Annotated in this window: 11 protein-coding genes; 3 read left to right on the plus strand and 8 right to left on the minus strand. The window is 49.7% G+C overall.

Annotated features, from left to right (window positions below; translation table 11 throughout):
- Nucleotides 1-4: 4 nt before the first annotated feature.
- Nucleotides 5-1,498, minus strand: coding sequence for a type II secretion system ATPase GspE (gspE, locus tag ACY2RR_RS11325; protein ID WP_490108400.1), 1,494 nt, complete (start codon nucleotides 1,496-1,498; stop codon nucleotides 5-7).
- A 376-nt stretch (nucleotides 1,499-1,874) separates the two neighbouring features.
- Between gspE and ACY2RR_RS11330 the strand changes: the two genes are divergently transcribed.
- From ACY2RR_RS11330 to ACY2RR_RS11340, 3 genes are all read left to right on the plus strand, one after another.
- Nucleotides 1,875-2,507, plus strand: coding sequence for a type II secretion system protein N (locus tag ACY2RR_RS11330; protein WP_490108255.1), 633 nt, complete (start codon nucleotides 1,875-1,877; stop codon nucleotides 2,505-2,507).
- 76 nt (nucleotides 2,508-2,583) lie between these two features.
- Entirely contained in the window at nucleotides 2,584-4,614 is a 2,031-nt protein-coding gene (gene gspD / locus ACY2RR_RS11335; protein WP_490108256.1) for a type II secretion system secretin GspD, read from the plus strand.
- A 78-nt stretch (nucleotides 4,615-4,692) separates the two neighbouring features.
- Nucleotides 4,693-5,442 (plus strand): endonuclease, encoded by a 750-nt coding sequence (locus ACY2RR_RS11340; protein WP_490108257.1) that lies wholly within the window; start codon nucleotides 4,693-4,695, stop codon nucleotides 5,440-5,442.
- Between the two features lie 57 nt (nucleotides 5,443-5,499).
- On the opposite strand, the gene sucD is transcribed toward ACY2RR_RS11340, so the two are convergent.
- The 7 genes from sucD to sdhA form a co-directional block, all read right to left on the minus strand.
- Nucleotides 5,500-6,372, minus strand: coding sequence for a succinate--CoA ligase subunit alpha (gene sucD, locus ACY2RR_RS11345; protein WP_490108258.1), 873 nt, complete (start codon nucleotides 6,370-6,372; stop codon nucleotides 5,500-5,502).
- A complete protein-coding gene (gene sucC / locus ACY2RR_RS11350; RefSeq protein ID WP_490108259.1) occupies nucleotides 6,369-7,538 on the minus strand; it encodes an ADP-forming succinate--CoA ligase subunit beta in 1,170 nt (389 codons plus the stop codon). Before sucC ends, sucD begins: the two co-directional genes overlap by 4 nt.
- Nucleotides 7,539-7,691: 153 nt before the next feature.
- Nucleotides 7,692-9,128 carry a dihydrolipoyl dehydrogenase gene (gene lpdA, locus ACY2RR_RS11355; RefSeq protein WP_490108260.1) on the minus strand — a complete coding sequence of 479 codons (1,437 nt, stop codon included), beginning with the start codon at nucleotides 9,126-9,128 and terminating at the stop codon, nucleotides 7,692-7,694.
- Between the two features lie 37 nt (nucleotides 9,129-9,165).
- Entirely contained in the window at nucleotides 9,166-10,401 is a 1,236-nt protein-coding gene (odhB, locus tag ACY2RR_RS11360) for a 2-oxoglutarate dehydrogenase complex dihydrolipoyllysine-residue succinyltransferase (protein ID WP_490108261.1), read from the minus strand.
- A 32-nt stretch (nucleotides 10,402-10,433) separates the two neighbouring features.
- Nucleotides 10,434-13,280: a 2-oxoglutarate dehydrogenase E1 component gene (locus tag ACY2RR_RS11365; protein ID WP_490108262.1), complete on the minus strand. Its 2,847-nt coding sequence runs from the start codon at nucleotides 13,278-13,280 to the stop codon at nucleotides 10,434-10,436.
- A gap of 446 nt (nucleotides 13,281-13,726) precedes the next feature.
- On the minus strand, nucleotides 13,727-14,437 hold the full coding sequence (locus ACY2RR_RS11370; protein WP_490108263.1) for a succinate dehydrogenase iron-sulfur subunit: 711 nt from the start codon (nucleotides 14,435-14,437) through the stop codon (nucleotides 13,727-13,729).
- 19 nt (nucleotides 14,438-14,456) lie between these two features.
- The gene (gene sdhA, locus ACY2RR_RS11375; protein ID WP_490108264.1) at nucleotides 14,457-16,229 is read right to left on the minus strand and encodes a succinate dehydrogenase flavoprotein subunit; all 1,773 of its coding nucleotides are present in this window, start codon (nucleotides 16,227-16,229) and stop codon (nucleotides 14,457-14,459) included.

Here is a 16,229-nt window from a genome sequence, read left to right on the forward strand (position 1 = left end):
CGAGTCAGTCGTCCTGGGTTACACGCAGCACTTCTTCCAGAGTTGTTGCTCCGGCAAGCACCTTGCCCATGCCATCGGTACGAATACCCGGCGTGGTTTTTCTCATATATTCCACGATGGCCATTTCACCTTCATTACGGTGAATCATCCGGCGAATCTGCTCATCAATAATGACCACTTCGTATATGCCGGTTCGCCCACGGTAACCATTGAACTTACAGTCGCTGCAGCCTTTGGCATGATAAAGAGTTGGAGGGTTCGCTAGATCAACACCCAGTTGCTTACACTCAGCATCATCTGCCACATAACTTTCCTTACAGGAGTCACACAGCAAACGAACCAGGCGCTGAGCCATCACACCTACAAGGCTGGAAGACAGCAGGAATGGTTCAACGCCCATATCCTGCAAACGGGTGATCGCACCTACAGCGGTGTTGGTATGCAGAGTTGAGAGTACAAGGTGGCCAGTAAGGGAGGCCTGCACAGCAATTTCGGCGGTTTCCGTATCCCGGATTTCACCAACCATAACCACATCAGGATCTTGTCGCAGGATCGCCCGCAAACCTCTGGCAAACGTCATATCAACTTTGGCATTCACCTGAGTCTGACCAATACCTTCAAGGTTGTATTCAATAGGGTCTTCAACAGTCAGGATATTCCGGCTGGCGTCATTCAGTGAAGAAAGCCCGGCGTAAAGCGTTGTGGTTTTACCGGAACCAGTTGGCCCGGTTACCAAAATAATGCCGTGAGGCTGGGAGAGCATATGGCGGATAAGATTCATATGCTTGGATGGCATGCCCAAATGTTCAAGGCTTAATCGCCCGGCAGCCTTATCCAGAAGACGCAACACCACTCGCTCGCCGTTACTGGATGGCAGTGTTGAAACCCGCACATCCACTTCTTTACCAGCTACCCGGAGAGAGATACGTCCATCCTGTGGCACCCGCTTCTCAGCAATATCCATCCGCGCCATAACCTTGATACGGGAAACCAGCAATGCTGCCAGAGTGCGCTTCAGACTGAGAATTTCACGCAGAACACCATCCACCCGAAAACGTGCCACCAACCGGCTTTCAAAGGTTTCGATATGGATATCCGAAGCCCCTTCCTTGATAGCTTCTGTCAGCAAAGCATTAATCAGGCGGATAACAGGGGCATCATCAGACTGTTCAAGCAGGTCTTCCGTTTCTGGCACGGCATCCGCAAGGCTGAACAGGTCAGGATCATCACCAATTCCGGCCACATGCTGGAGAGCATCGGCACTGTTCTGGTGATAACACTGGGTCATCAGCTCAGCAAATGCTTCTTTCTCGAGACGACGGTAAACAAGCGGTCGTCCGGCAAAACGTCGCACTTCGGCAAAAATTTCAGGTTTGGGGCGGCCATGACTTAATAACAGAGGCTGCCCGTCTTCCTCAGTCAGAACAACCTGATGACGGTTTGCGAATGGAAATGGCAATAATGCCACTGGCGCCTCCTGCTCAGAGGCCAATTCCATGGAAGATGTACTCAACACTGAGCTCCTGATCTCGAAGTCATAACTGTGACATCACACCTTTATTATTGTTTCGATCGGCCAAATTCAGGATACACACAGAAAAATTAACTGTTTTTGTTATTTTTCATCCGAAAAAGACATCACCAGAAATAGCAGCAATGACTTTCATAGGGCAGAACCTGTGCTCCAAAAATATGAAACAGACTCTCTTTTCGCAATATCTTATTACCTTACCCCGATAACATCACACAAATCTTGTAAAAATAATCGATAAAGTGCTCTAGAGTTTGACGTATTTTGAATTCGGCTGTTATCTTCATAAAAGGGCAAACACTTATAAATCTGTGGAAAATACGAGCCTTCTCTTAGCATTAACATGAATAATGACCCCCTGATCACCGGGCGCCAGTGGCTCGTTAATTATCACCGGCAGCTTTTACTGGGCATCCTCTGTGTAGGGTTACTGGTTTCATTGACCTTTCATTCCCTGCGCCTGTTCGATGAATTCACTGCCGAAGCCCCGGAACGTAAGACTTCTGACGCTTCAGATCATAAGCAGACCTTGGCTGCCAGTGACTTCCAACTTCTGTTTGGGAAAGCGGATGACAAACCCAAGGCCCTGAAAGCTGCCGATATTCCCGCAACTACTCTGAACCTGACCTTGCGCGGAGCTCTAGCGGGTGTTGGCGATGTACCGTCCAGCGCAATTATTCAGGGAAATGATGGACAGGATCACCTGTATCGCCCTGGTGACACCATTTCTGGGGGAGCCACACTGGAAAGCATTCACGCCCGTTATGTTGTGATTAATTACAACGGCCGTTTACAAAAACTTCTTTTCCCTGAAGCCACAAACCAGGGAGCCAAACCCTATACTCCACCTCCTCCATCAGCAGCGACTAATAACAGACTCCCCCCTGGACCTCTCCACACTGCAGACCAGGTAAAGGATCTAGAACAAAAGATGGAAGGCCTGCGGCGGCGAATAGATAACGATGATGAGAGCTGATTGCAGCCAGATTAAATCAGGCAAGGAAATGTTCAGCTTGCCGATAACTACAACGAATTCATGGGTTGGCAGTTAAATGACGATGCGCACTTTTTTACCGTCAGGCGGTTTTAGCCTGAAGATCGCCCTGCTACTGGTGAGCACAGCCTGGCTGCCCCAGAGTTATTCTGCCGAGCAAGCTTCCGAGCCTGCCGCCACAAAATCTCAGGAAGAAAAACGCTGGACCCTGAACCAGCAAAATGCCGATATTCGTGAGTTCATTGCACAGGTGGCTGCAATTACCGGCGAAACATTTGTTATTGACCCAAGAATCAAAGGCGGCAACACCGTCAGCGTGATCTCTTCACGCCCAATGACCAAAGATCAGATTTACGATATTTTCCTGGAAGTACTGAATGCCAACGGCTACGCCGTTATCCCAAAAGGCAAAGTACGCAGCATTATCCCCAGTACGACAGCGAAAACCGCCAGCCCAACTTTTGAAGGCAAAGACAAACCTGCCAAGGCCACCATGGTGACCAAGGTTATTGATCTCCACAGTGTGTCTGCGGTTGAAGTAATTCCCATAGTACGGCCTTTGATTGCTCAATATGGCCATGCCGCGGCATCTGCATCAGGTAATGCTGTTGTTATCAGCGACCAGAAGGACAATGTTGAGCGCATTACCCGCTTGGTCCGGGAACTTGATCAGGCCAGCGACAATGATTATGAGGTTCTGCCACTTGAACATGCCTGGGTAGGTGATGTTGCCAAAATCATTCAGGACACTCTGGCAACCTCCAAAGGACAGCTGCCCAGTGGCATGCAAGTGATTGCCGATGAGCGCAGCAACAGACTGGTCATCAAAGGCAACGCCAACAAGCGGGCACGAGTACGTAAACTGGTTCAAACTCTCGACAAGGAAGGTATCCGCAAGTCCTCTACACGGGTTATTTTCCTGCGCCATGCCGATGCGAAAAATCTTGCCGAGATCCTGAATGAAGCCTCACAAACCATTCAGGATGAATCTCAGGACGCCAAAAGCAGCTCTCCAGCATCCAGCAAAAGCCGTTCAACCAGCCGCTCACCTCAAACGGCTAGCCGCTCCAGCAGCAAATCAAGCACTAGCAAAGGCGGATTGGGTAATAACGCTTTTATCAAGGCTGATGAAACTACCAACGCTCTGGTTATGATTGCTGACCCAGACACCCTGAAAGAACTGGAAGGCCTTGTGCGCCAGCTGGATGTTCGCAGAGCTCAGGTACTGATTGAAGCGGCCATTGTTGAAATGACTGGATCACTTGATGAAACCCTGGGGTTACAATGGGGCTATCAGGGTAAAAACAGTGTAGCCCAAGGAGGCAGTGGCGAAGGTAGCGTAACCAATCCGGTTTCCGTTGTTGGAGCTCCTCTAGACTTAACTAGAATGTCCATTGGTCAGGTGCTTCTCAGAAACAGCAACTTTGGTGTTTTGGTGAATGCTCTCAGCCAAAACAGTAATGCCAACCTGATGTCTACACCTAACATAATGACTCTTGACAACGAAGAAGCAGAATTTGTTGTCGGTCGAGAAATCTCGTTTACCACAGGTTCATACCAGCAGAACAACACTCCCAGCTCTAATCCATTTAACACCACAGAAAGAAAACCTGTTGGCCTCACACTGAAAGTTACGCCCCACGTCGGCGATGCAAACACCCTCAGGCTTGAGATTGAACAGGAGCTTTCGAGTGTGATAACAGGCACCAGCGATATCAACAGCAACCCTGTTACATCTCAACGAAAGATCAAAACAACTATCGTTGTCGATAATCAGGAAACAATCGTACTGGGAGGAATACTCAGGGACGATATCCAGCACAACGTCGACAAGGTTCCTCTTCTTGGTGATATCCCCCTGCTTGGCCGGTTATTCACTAATAAGAGAGATGTTCTCACCAAGCAGAACCTGATGCTGTTTATCAAGCCCAGTATTATCCGAAACTCTGGAGATGCTGAAGATGCGACTATGGACAAATATTCAACTATTCGGATGATTCATAATGGCCGCGCATCTTCACCATTGAAGGGTGCAATGCCAGAAGATGCTGGCGGTTTATTTGACCCACAGAACCATTACACTCAGTAATACTTCAGCCAGCCACGGGTAGCGCTGCTACCCGCATTCTGAACAACGAAACCTCTTTAGTTTCTTATCCGGGAATGATTGAATAGCACCTTTACCTATTCAATTATTCCCTTCATGTCTCCCTACCGTATCTTTATTATTTCCGCAGTCCTCCTTTGCACGACTCTTGCACAGGCTGCTGGAACCCCATCCAGTTTCAGCTCAGCCAAAAAGCAGGCTGCCATCATCTACCAGGATCATGAAAAAACATTTTACTGTGACTGTGATTACTCAGCTGTCACACCCAAATATAAAAAGCTTATTCCCGATCTCAGCTCTTGTGGCTACCAAGTACGTAAGCAGGAAAAGCGAGCAAACAGAATTGAATGGGAGCATGTGATGCCAGCCTGGGTGTTTGGTCACCAGAGACAGTGCTGGCAAGAAGGTGGGCGCAAGAAGTGTAAAAAGGATCCCATATTTAAATCTATGGAATCCGACCTCTTTAACCTAACCCCGACAATTGGTGAAGTGAATGGGGATCGTTCCAACTATGGATTTGCAGTCCTTCCTGATACACCAGAGATGTATGGCCAGTGTGATTTCAAAGTTAATTTCAAACAACGACGAGCTGAGCCGCCAACCGCTCAAAGAGGAAAGATTGCACGCATCTATCTTTATATGGCTGCCCGTTACAAGTTGAAACTCAGTAAGCAGGATCAAAAGCTCTACACCGCATGGAATAACATGTACCCGGTTACACCATGGGAAGAAGAAAGAAACCGACGTATCGCTGAGATCCAGGGTTGGAATAACCCTTTTGTTTTGGAAAGACTGAAACTGCAAGATTAGTAACACCATAAAAAAAACGGGCAGCCAAGGCTGCCCGTTTTTTTATAAAGTAGAAGATTACCAACCGGTAACTTCTTTCAGGCCAGCACCGATATCGGCAAGACTGCGAACGGTCTTCACACCGGCATCCTGCAGGGCAGCAAACTTCTCATCTGCAGTGCCTTTACCACCAGAGATAATCGCACCAGCATGACCCATGCGCTTACCCGGAGGGGCAGTTACACCAGCAATGTAGGAAACAACAGGCTTAGTCACATGCTCTTTGATATAAGCTGCAGCTTCTTCTTCCGCAGTACCACCGATTTCACCGATCATAACAATCGCTTCAGTCGCAGGGTCTTTTTCAAAGCGCGCCAAAATATCGATAAAGTTAGAACCCGGGATAGGGTCACCGCCGATACCGACACAGGTAGACTGGCCGTAACCATAGTCAGTGGTCTGCTTAACGGCTTCGTAAGTCAGGGTTCCGGAACGGGAAACAATACCTACTTTACCTGGCTTATGGATATGGCCAGGCATAATACCGATCTTGCACTCTCCAGGAGTAATAACACCTGGGCAGTTAGGGCCAATCAGGGTTACGCCCAGCTCATCACACTTCACTTTGGCATCCAGCATATCCAGAGTTGGAATACCTTCAGTGATGCAGACAACCAGTTCAACACCAGCATTCGCAGCTTCCAGAATGGAGTCTTTGCAGAAAGGTGCAGGCACATAAATCACACTGGCAGTCGCACCTGTAGCTTCAACGGCTTCAGCCACAGTATTGAATACCGGCAAACCAAGATGGGTCTGTCCGCCCTTGCCTGGCGTTACACCACCAACCATCTGAGTACCGTAAGCAATAGCCTGCTCAGAGTGGAAAGTGCCCTGAGAACCGGTAAAGCCCTGGCAGATTACTTTGGTATTTTTATCAATCAGGATGCTCATGCCTGGCCCTCCGCTGCCTTAACCACCTGCTGCGCAGCGTCTGTCAGACTGGTAGCAGCAATAATATCCAGACCACTGTCGGCCAGAAGTTTTGAACCATTCTCAGCATTGTTGCCTTCCAGGCGAACAACAACCGGAACCTTCACGCCAACATCCTTAACCGCACCGATAATACCTTCAGCAATCAGGTCACAACGAACGATACCGCCGAAGATATTGACCAGAACAGCCTTCACATTGTCATCAGAAAGGATGATTTTGAAGGCTTCAGTTACTCGCTCTTTGGTAGCACCACCGCCAACATCAAGGAAGTTGGCTGGCTCACCGCCGTGCAGCTTAACAATGTCCATGGTGCCCATAGCCAGACCTGCACCATTCACCATGCAACCGATATTGCCATCAAGTGCCACATAGTTCAGTTCCCAAGAAGCAGCATGAGCTTCACGAGGATCTTCCTGGCTAGGATCATGCATAGCCTTCAGCTTTGGCTGACGGTAGATAGCGTTGCTATCGATATTAATCTTGGCATCCAGACAATGCAGATCACCCTCGTCGGTAATAACCAGCGGGTTAATTTCCAACAGTGCCAGATCGTGATCTTGGAACAATTTGGCCAGCCCCAGGAAAATCTTGGTGAACTGCTTCACCTGCTTGGCATCAAGACCCAGCTTAAAGGCGAGGTCACGACCTTGATAAGGTTGCGCGCCTACCAGAGGATCAATCTCTGCTTTAAGAATCTTTTCTGGGGTTTCTTCCGCAACTTTTTCAATCTCAACACCACCTTCAGTGGATGCCATGAAAACGATGCGACGGGTTGAACGGTCAACAACAGCACCAAGATACAACTCATTGGCAATATCTGTGCAGCTCTCAACCAGGATTTTTGCAACCGGCTGACCTTTTTCATCTGTCTGGTAAGTTACCAGACGCTGGCCCAGCCACTGCTCGGCAAAAGCACGAATCTCATCGCGGCTTTTTACCAGCTTAACCCCACCTGCCTTACCACGACCACCAGCATGAACCTGAGCTTTAACTACCCAGGTATCGCCACCAATCTTGTCAGCTGCAGCCACAGCTTCATCAGCCGTATCACAGGCATAACCGGTCGAAACCGGAAGACCATAGGCAGCAAACAACTGCTTACCCTGATATTCATGCAGATTCATTCAAATACCCTGTCTGCGCGCGGGGCGCGACCCTTATCATTATCGGTCGGGGGAGCTCCTCTCCCCTTCCCCCTCTGCAAAGCTGGCCAGCCACTCTTTTAAGGCGGCTGGAGCCTCACCCTATAACTACTTTCTTATTGGCTTATCGCACTATTAACGTTTGCGATTCGGCATATGAATAGCGTGACCATCCACTGCCAGCGCTGCTTCATGAAGCGCCTCACCAAAAGTCGGATGACCAAACATAGTCAGTTGCAGGTCTTCCGCACTGGCGCTGAACTCCATGGCAATAACACCCTGCTGAACAAGTTCCGCAGCACATGGACCAACAGCATGAACACCTAGAACCCGGTCAGTTGCCTTATCAGCAATAACCTTGACCATACCGTCGCTCTCGCTGGCTGCCACTGCGCGGCCAATAGCCGCAAATGGGAAGGTACCCACTTTGTATTCTTCGCCGCTGGCCTTCACTTCTTCTTCAGTTTTACCCGCCCAGGCTACTTCTGGATGGGTGTAAATAACGGAAGGGATCAGTTCGTAGTTTACCTGAGCAACCTTTTCAGCAATCAGCTCGGCAACCATAACGCCTTCTTCAGAGCCTTTATGGGCAAGCATTGGTCCACGTACCACGTCGCCGATAGCGTATACACCAGGAACATCAGTACGGCACTGGTCGTCAACAAAGACAAAACCACGTTCATCAAGGTTGATACCAGCATCGGCAGCAAACAGATTTTCGGTGTATGGACGACGACCAACACACACGATCAGCTTGTCATAGGTTTCACTTTGCTCTTCACCTGCTGGATCCAGGTACTTCACCTCAACTTCACGGCCTTTAATCTCAGAACCAACAACCCGAGCACCCAGACGAATGTCCAGCTTCTGCTTTTTGAAAATCTTGGCAGATTCTTTGGCAATCTGCTGATCAGCCAGTGCCAGGAATGCATCCTGTGCTTCCAACACAGTGACCTTGGAACCCAGACGAGACCAGACACTGCCAAGCTCAAGACCGATAACACCGGCACCAATCACACCCAGACGTTCAGGAACAGCATCGAATTCCAGCGCACCAGTGGAATCAACAATGATGTCGTTATCCAGTGGTGTTGGTGGAATTTCAATGGGCACAGAACCAGTAGCGATAATGATATTTTCCGCAGAAATCACAGAGGTGCTGCCATCAGCAGCGGTAACTTCAATCTGCTTACCCGCCAGAACCTTTGCTGTGCCCAGTACAGACTCAACACCATTCGCCTTGAACAGGCCATTGATACCCATGTTCATCTGCTTGATCACTTTATCCTTGCGCTTAATCATCGCAGGAACATCAATATCAAGCTTTTCCAGAGAAATACCGTGAGCCTTAAATCCCTTATGGGCTTCATGGAACTTGTGGGAAGTATCCAGAAGTGCCTTGGAAGGAATACAGCCAACATTCAGGCAGGTTCCACCCAGCTTTGCCTTACCTTTGTCATCAATCCACTTGTCAATACAAACTGTTTTGAGCCCCAGTTGCGCGGCGCGAATAGCGCACACGTAACCAGCTGGACCTGCCCCGATAACTGCTACATCAAACTTATCTGTCATGTCTTTATTTCCAGAATGATAACCGTCAGACCCACCATTAAACGTCGAGAAGTATACGGGCGGGGTCTTCCAGGAGTTCCTTCATCGTAACCAGGAAGGTTACGGCCTCTTTTCCGTCCAGCAACCGATGATCATAAGAAAGCGCCAGATACATCATGGGCAGTACCACCACCTCTCCATTAACGGCCATTGGGCGCTCCTGAATCTTGTGCATACCCAGAATGGCTGCCTGGGGTGGATTCAGGATAGGTGTAGACAATAAAGAACCAAATACACCGCCATTGGAGATGGTAAAGGTACCACCGGTCATTTCTTCTATGGAGAGTTTGCCGTCCCGGGCCTTAACCCCATATTCACGAATTGTTGATTCTACGTCAGCCAGACCCATGCTTTCTGCATTGCGCAATACAGGAACAACAAGCCCGCGGTCGCTGGATACGGCAACCCCGATGTCCTGATAGCCATGATATACAATATCGTTCCCGTCAATGGAAGCATTTACCACAGGCTGACGCTTCAAAGCTTCAACAGCAGCTTTTACAAAGAAGGACATAAAGCCCATCTTCACGCCGTGACGCTTCTCAAACTTATCCTTGTACTGTGCGCGCAAATCCATAATCGGCTTCATGTTGACTTCATTAAATGTGGTCAACATAGCCGCTGTCTGCTGAGCTTCAACCAGACGCTCAGCAACTTTCGCACGCAGGCGAGTCATGGGAACGCGCTTTTCTACACGCTCACCATCAAAAACTGGTGCCATAGGAGCAGGCTGAGACTTAGCAGCAGCTGGAGCCGGGGCAGACGTAGCCTGTGCTGGAGCTGCGGCAACCGGAGCACTGCCTCCTTTCGCAAAGGCCAGCACATCTTCTTTAGTTACCCGTCCATCTTTACCGGTACCGGGAACAGCTGCAGGATCGACACTCAGCTCTTCAGCAGCTCTGCGGGCCGCAGGGCTCAGAACCGGGTCAGCATTCGCTGATGCTGCAGCAGTTGCTGGTTCTGCAGCGGGTGCCGGAGCAGCAGACTCTCCAACCTCTCCTGCACTGAAGCGGCCAATCAATTCTTCACTAAGAATTGTGTCCCCTTCATTTTTAATAATTTCTTTCAAAACGCCATCTGCTGGCGCAACAATTTCAAGAACAACCTTGTCGGTTTCAATATCTGCCAGCAGTTCATCGCGCTTGCAGCTTTCACCGGGCTGCTTGTGCCAGGTAGCAATAGTTCCGTCAGCTACAGATTCCGGAAATGTTGGTGCTTTAATGTCAGTAGCCATAATCAATCAGATTCCTTTTGCTCCAGTGCTGCTTATTTCAGGTCCAGTGCATCTGCAACCAGCTTCTGCTGCTGTTCAACATGCATAGACATGTAACCACAGGCGGGAGCTGCCGATGCGGGACGGCCGGCATAAGTGAGTGCAAGTTTTTTATTAGTATGACCGGCAACCACCCGGTGCATATGATGTTGGCTGCAGTACCAGGCACCCTGGTTCATGGGTTCTTCCTGGCACCATACAACGGAAGTCAGATTAGGATAGGCATCCATAATTCCCTGCAGATCGTCCTCAGGGAATGGATAGAGCTGCTCAACCCGAACAATGGCAACATGCTTGAGCTCTTCAGCCCGGCGCTTATCTCTCAGGTCGTAGTAAACCTTACCACTACAGATGACCAGTCTTGTTACCTGGCTGTTATCCTGCTCATCGGTTTCCGGAAGTACTGTCTGGAAAGAACCTTCCGCCAGCTCCTCCAGCGAAGAAACAGCTTCTTTATGACGCAGGAGACTCTTGGGAGAAAATACAACCAGAGGCTTACGCAACGGACGCAGAACCTGACGTCGCATCATATGGAAAACCTGAGCAGGTGTGGTAGGTACACACACCTGAATATTATGTTCAGCACACAGCTGCAGGAAACGCTCAAGTCGGGCGGATGAGTGCTCTGGCCCCTGCCCTTCATAACCGTGTGGCAGCAGCATGGTCAAACCACACAGACGTCCCCACTTGGATTCGCCGCTGGTAATAAACTGGTCAATAACAACCTGCGCGCCGTTGGCGAAATCACCAAACTGAGCTTCCCAGATCACCAGTGAATTAGGCTGGGTTGTCGCGTAACCATATTCAAAAGCCAGTACTGCCTCTTCAGAGAGAACAGAATCATAAATCTGCAGAGGTGGCTGATCTTCAGCAAGATGAGCAAGAGGTACCCAGGTAGCTCCATCCTTCTGACTATGCAGGACAGCATGACGATGGGAGAAAGTACCACGGCCAACATCCTGACCAGTGATACGCACTGGATGCCCTTCCATCAACAGTGAAGCGTAAGCCATCAGCTCCGCCATACCCCAGTTAATGGACAATGCACCAGCAGCCATCTTGCGGCGGTCATCAACTATCTTGCCAACCTGGCGCTGCAGGGCAAAACCTTCCGGAACCTGAGACAAAGACTGCCCCAGCTCTTGCAGGGTTCCCAAAGCGACACGGGTATCATGGAGAGCTGTCCACTCATGCCCAAGATAAGGAGTCCAGTCAACATAAAGATTGGTATTTGGTTCACGCACCAGACTCTTGGCTACGTGTTGACCATTATCCAAAGCAGTACGGTAGTCTTCGACCATACCGTTATTCTGCTCGTCGGAGATCACCCCGTTCTCAACCAGTGATTTGGCATACAAAGTACGGGTTGTGTCCTGAACCTTGATCTGACTGTACATCATCGGCTGCGTTGAAGATGGCTCGTCTGCCTCGTTATGGCCACGACGACGATAGCAGACCAGATCAATAACAACGTCTTTTTTAAACTCTTTTCGGTAATCAGCTGCCAGTTTGGTGGCAAAGATCACAGCTTCAGGATCATCGCCATTTACATGAAGGATTGGTGCACCAACAATTTTGGCAACGTCTGTACAGTATTCCGTAGAGCGAGCATCTTCCCGCTTACTGGTGGTAAAACCAACCTGATTGTTGACAACAATATGGATGGTGCCCCCGGTGGCGTAGGCACGAGTCTGGGACAGCTGGAAGGTTTCCATCACCACACCCTGGCCTGCGAAGGCTGCGTCACCATGAATGGAGATAGGCAAAACCTGATCACGATCCATATCCTGGCGACGATCCTGACGCGCACGAACAGAACCTTCAACCACAGGGCTGACAATTTCCAGGTGGGATGGGTTAAATGCCAATGCGAGGTGAACTTCCCCGCCGGGGGTCATGACATTGGAAGAGAAACCCTGATGGTACTTAACATCACCAGAACCGTTCTGGGAATGAAGGTTAATCTTCCCTTCAAACTCATCAAACAGGTCGGAAGGGTTTTTACCAAGGATGTTAACCAGAACATTCAGGCGGCCACGGTGAGCCATACCGATAACAACTTCTTTAACAGAGCCTGCACCGGTCCGCTGAATCATCTCATCCAGCATAGGGATCAGTGACTCACCGCCTTCAAGGCCAAAACGTTTGGTTCCGGGGAATTTGGTGCCGAGGTATTTTTCAAGACCTTCAGCTGCAGTCAGTCGTTCCAGCAGATGCATACGGGCATCGGCGCTCATTTCCGGACGACCACGAACACTTTCCAGCTTTCGCTGGAACCAGCGACGCTGTTCAGTGTCGACAATATGCATAAACTCGGCACCTATTGAGCTGCAATAGGTTGCTTCGAGGGTTTCACAGATTTCGCCCAGCGTGGCTTCTTCTTTTCCAATAAAAAGAGAACCGGTCTGGAAAGGAGTATCAAGGTCAGCCTCAGTCAGGCCATGATGCTCCAGCTGAAGATCAGGAATATCCTTACGGCTCATTAACCCAAGGGGATCAAGTTTGGCCTTCTGGTGTCCACGAACCCGATAACCATTGATCAGCCGCAACACCAGAACCTGCTTCTTCTCATGTTCGCTGCTAACCGAGCTGGCAGCCACAGGCTGACGTCGCTGGCGACTTTGAGCCAGGTGGACAAAGTTTTCCCGAACGGTTGAGTGAGGAATATCGTTGGCAGTCGCACCACTGACCTGAGGAAGGCCAGCAAAATAGTCACGCCACTGCTCGGGCACTGCATTTGGATCACGCAGATAGCGTTCGTACAATTCTTCTACATATGCAGCGTTCCCCCCGGAGATATGGGCAGATTGCCACATCCGCTGCATGACACCATCTTGCATTGTATCTATCACCCCAAATGAAGGGGCACACTATCTGCCAGCAGGCACGACTGGTCGTTAAATGACGGGCGAACAGATCGAAATATGCTCTGTCATTTGCCGGTCCCCACAGATAGCCCGGATTGTGCCCGGAAGCCCCTGTTGGTTAAACCTTACGAGACGCTTGTAGTTCTGGATGCAGACAAACTGACATCAAAGATCGTCTCTGGTAAATACCGTATTGCTAACTGCGCCTCATAAGTGCAGCAATCAAACCCAAATACGGCAAGTCCAAACCCATTGGACACTTGCCGTAAATCTGTCGCTAATTATAGGCATTATCACCTACACAAATCACCTGTTAAGTAACGGTTTTCTGTATCCTTTTTTTGCACAATCACAAAAATGCACCAACACCATACCTAACAGGCAAAAAAAATCCCCGGATAACCGGGGATTTTTTTTCATCAGGTACCGTTTGCAAGAAGCATATTACGTATATGGCCAATCGCCCTTGTTGGGTTCAACCCCTTAGGACACACATTGACGCAATTCATAATGCCACGGCAGCGGAATACACTGAACGGATCATCCAGTGCTGACAAACGCTCTTCAGTTGCAGTATCACGGCTATCCGCCAGGAAGCGGTAAGCCTGCAACAAACCAGCAGGACCCACAAACCGATCAGGATTCCACCAGAAGGATGGGCAGGATGTAGAACAGCAGGCACAGAGAATACACTCGTACAAACCATCCAGCTTTGCCCGCTCTTCCGGGGACTGCAGTCTCTCAATAGCCGGTGCCGGTGAATTATTAATCAGGAAGGGACGAATCTTTTCGTACTGCTTATAGAAAAGAGACATATCAACAACCAGATCACGAATAACTGGCAAACCAGGCAGAGGACGCAGAACCAGCTTACCCTTGCGCACTGCTTCAGACAGCGGGGTAATACATGCCAGACCATTCGTGCCACTGATATTCAAGCCATCAGAACCACACACACCTTCACGGCAGGAGCGGCGATAAGCCAGACTGTCATCCTGCTCTTTAATCAGAGCTAGAACGTCGAGAACCATGAGATCCTTACCTTCAGGAATATCAATATTGATATCCTGCATGTAAGGCGCAGAGTCCGTCTCGGGGTTATAGCGATAAACGCTTACCTGTAAACTCATCTTAAGCCTCCCTCGATTCTCAGTAAGACCGCGCCTTAGGCGGGAACGCTTCCATGGTCTTGGGCGAGAAATTCACATCACGCTTGCCAACCTTTTTCTCTACCGGGAAGTACAGAGAGTGCTTCAGCCAGTTCTCGTCGTCACGTTCCTGATAGTCGTTACGGGCGTGAGCACCGCGGGACTCCTTACGCTCAAGAGCCGAAACAGCCGTGGCGTAAGCAACTTCATAGAGGTTTTCAAGCTCAAGAGCTTCGATACGCGCAGTATTGAACGCCTTACTCTTGTCTGCCAGATGAATATTACTCAAACGCTCCTTCAAAGCATCCAGCTGCTTGAGACCTTCCTGCATGGTGGCCTCTTCGCGGAATACGCCAAAGTTCAGTTGCATAATGTTCTGCAGCTCTTTACGAACGTCCGCCACCTTCTCACCGGAAGTAGAGTTATTCAGGCGATTCAGACGCCCCATGGCACGCTGAATATCTTCTTCGCTGGCATCAACAGAGTCGAAACCTTCTTCCAGGCTCTTCTTGATCTGAAGACCTGCAGCACGACCAAATACCACCAGATCAAGCAGGGAGTTACCACCCAGACGGTTAGCCCCATGAACAGATACACAGGCAGCCTCACCACAGGCGTAAAGACCTTCAATAACTTCTTCTACACCGTCAGCATTCTGGTGCAGAGCCTGACCGCCGATATTGGTGGGAATACCACCCATCATGTAGTGACAGGTTGGCACAACAGGAACTGGCTCTTTCACCGGATCAACATGAGCAAAAGTCTTGGACAATTCGCAGATACCAGGCAACTTGGCATGCAGCTCTTTTTCACCCAGGTGATCAAGCTTCAGCAGCACGTGGTCTTTGTTAGGACCTGCGCCACGACCTTCCATAATTTCAAGAATCATGGAACGTGCAACAACATCACGACCAGCAAGATCTTTGGCATTTGGTGCGTAACGCTCCATAAAACGCTCACCATCACCATTAATAAGGAAGCCACCCTCACCCCGACAACCTTCAGTCACCAGTACACCAGCACCATAAATACCGGTTGGGTGGAACTGCCACATTTCCATGTCCTGAGCCATATAGCCGGCACGGAGAGCCATGCCCACACCGTCACCGGTATTGATCAGGGCATTGGTGGTAGAAGCGTAAATACGGCCAGCGCCACCAGTCGCCATAACTGTTGCTTTGGCTTTGATATAAACCACTTCACCGGTTTCGATGCAGATAGCAATAACACCGGCCACCTGGCCTTTCGCATTCTTCACCAGATCAACGGCATACCACTCATTAAAGAAGGTGGTTCCACCTTTCAGGTTACCCTGATACAGGGCGTGCAACAGAGCATGACCGGTACGGTCAGCAGCAGCACAGGTACGGGCTGCCTGACCACCTTCACCAAAATTCTTGGACTGACCACCGAAAGGACGCTGATAAATACGACCCTCTTCAGTACGTGAGAATGGCAAACCCATGTGATCCAGCTCATAAACAGCCTGAGGACCGACAGAGCACATATACTCGATCGCGTCCTGGTCACCAATATAGTCCGACCCTTTTACAGTGTCGTACATGTGCCAGCGCCAATCATCATTAGGATCATCACTAGCAATTGCACAGGTAATACCGCCCTGAGCAGATACAGTGTGTGAACGGGTTGGAAAAACCTTGGTAATACATGCAGTACTGACACCAGACTCTGTTAATTGCAGAGCCGCGCGCATACCTGCACCGCCACCACCAATTACGATGGCATCAAATGTCAGCGTACGAATCTTCGACAT

The organism is Parendozoicomonas sp. 2304DJ65-17 (assembly GCF_058148445.1).

Excerpts from the sequence above, each read along its gene's own strand:
- gspE (WP_490108400.1), bottom strand. The coding sequence starts at position 1,498 with ATGGAATTGGCCTCTGAGCAGGAGGCGCCAGTGGCATTATTGCCATTT.
- ACY2RR_RS11330 (WP_490108255.1), top strand. The coding sequence starts at position 1,875 with ATGAATAATGACCCCCTGATCACCGGGCGCCAGTGGCTCGTTAATTAT.
- gspD (WP_490108256.1), top strand. The coding sequence starts at position 2,584 with ATGACGATGCGCACTTTTTTACCGTCAGGCGGTTTTAGCCTGAAGATC.
- sucD (WP_490108258.1), bottom strand. The coding sequence starts at position 6,372 with ATGAGCATCCTGATTGATAAAAATACCAAAGTAATCTGCCAGGGCTTT.
- sucC (WP_490108259.1), bottom strand. The coding sequence starts at position 7,538 with ATGAATCTGCATGAATATCAGGGTAAGCAGTTGTTTGCTGCCTATGGT.
- lpdA (WP_490108260.1), bottom strand. The coding sequence starts at position 9,128 with ATGACAGATAAGTTTGATGTAGCAGTTATCGGGGCAGGTCCAGCTGGT.
- odhB (WP_490108261.1), bottom strand. The coding sequence starts at position 10,401 with ATGGCTACTGACATTAAAGCACCAACATTTCCGGAATCTGTAGCTGAC.
- ACY2RR_RS11365 (WP_490108262.1), bottom strand. The coding sequence starts at position 13,280 with ATGCAAGATGGTGTCATGCAGCGGATGTGGCAATCTGCCCATATCTCC.
- ACY2RR_RS11370 (WP_490108263.1), bottom strand. The coding sequence starts at position 14,437 with ATGAGTTTACAGGTAAGCGTTTATCGCTATAACCCCGAGACGGACTCT.
- sdhA (WP_490108264.1), bottom strand. The coding sequence starts at position 16,229 with ATGTCGAAGATTCGTACGCTGACATTTGATGCCATCGTAATTGGTGGT.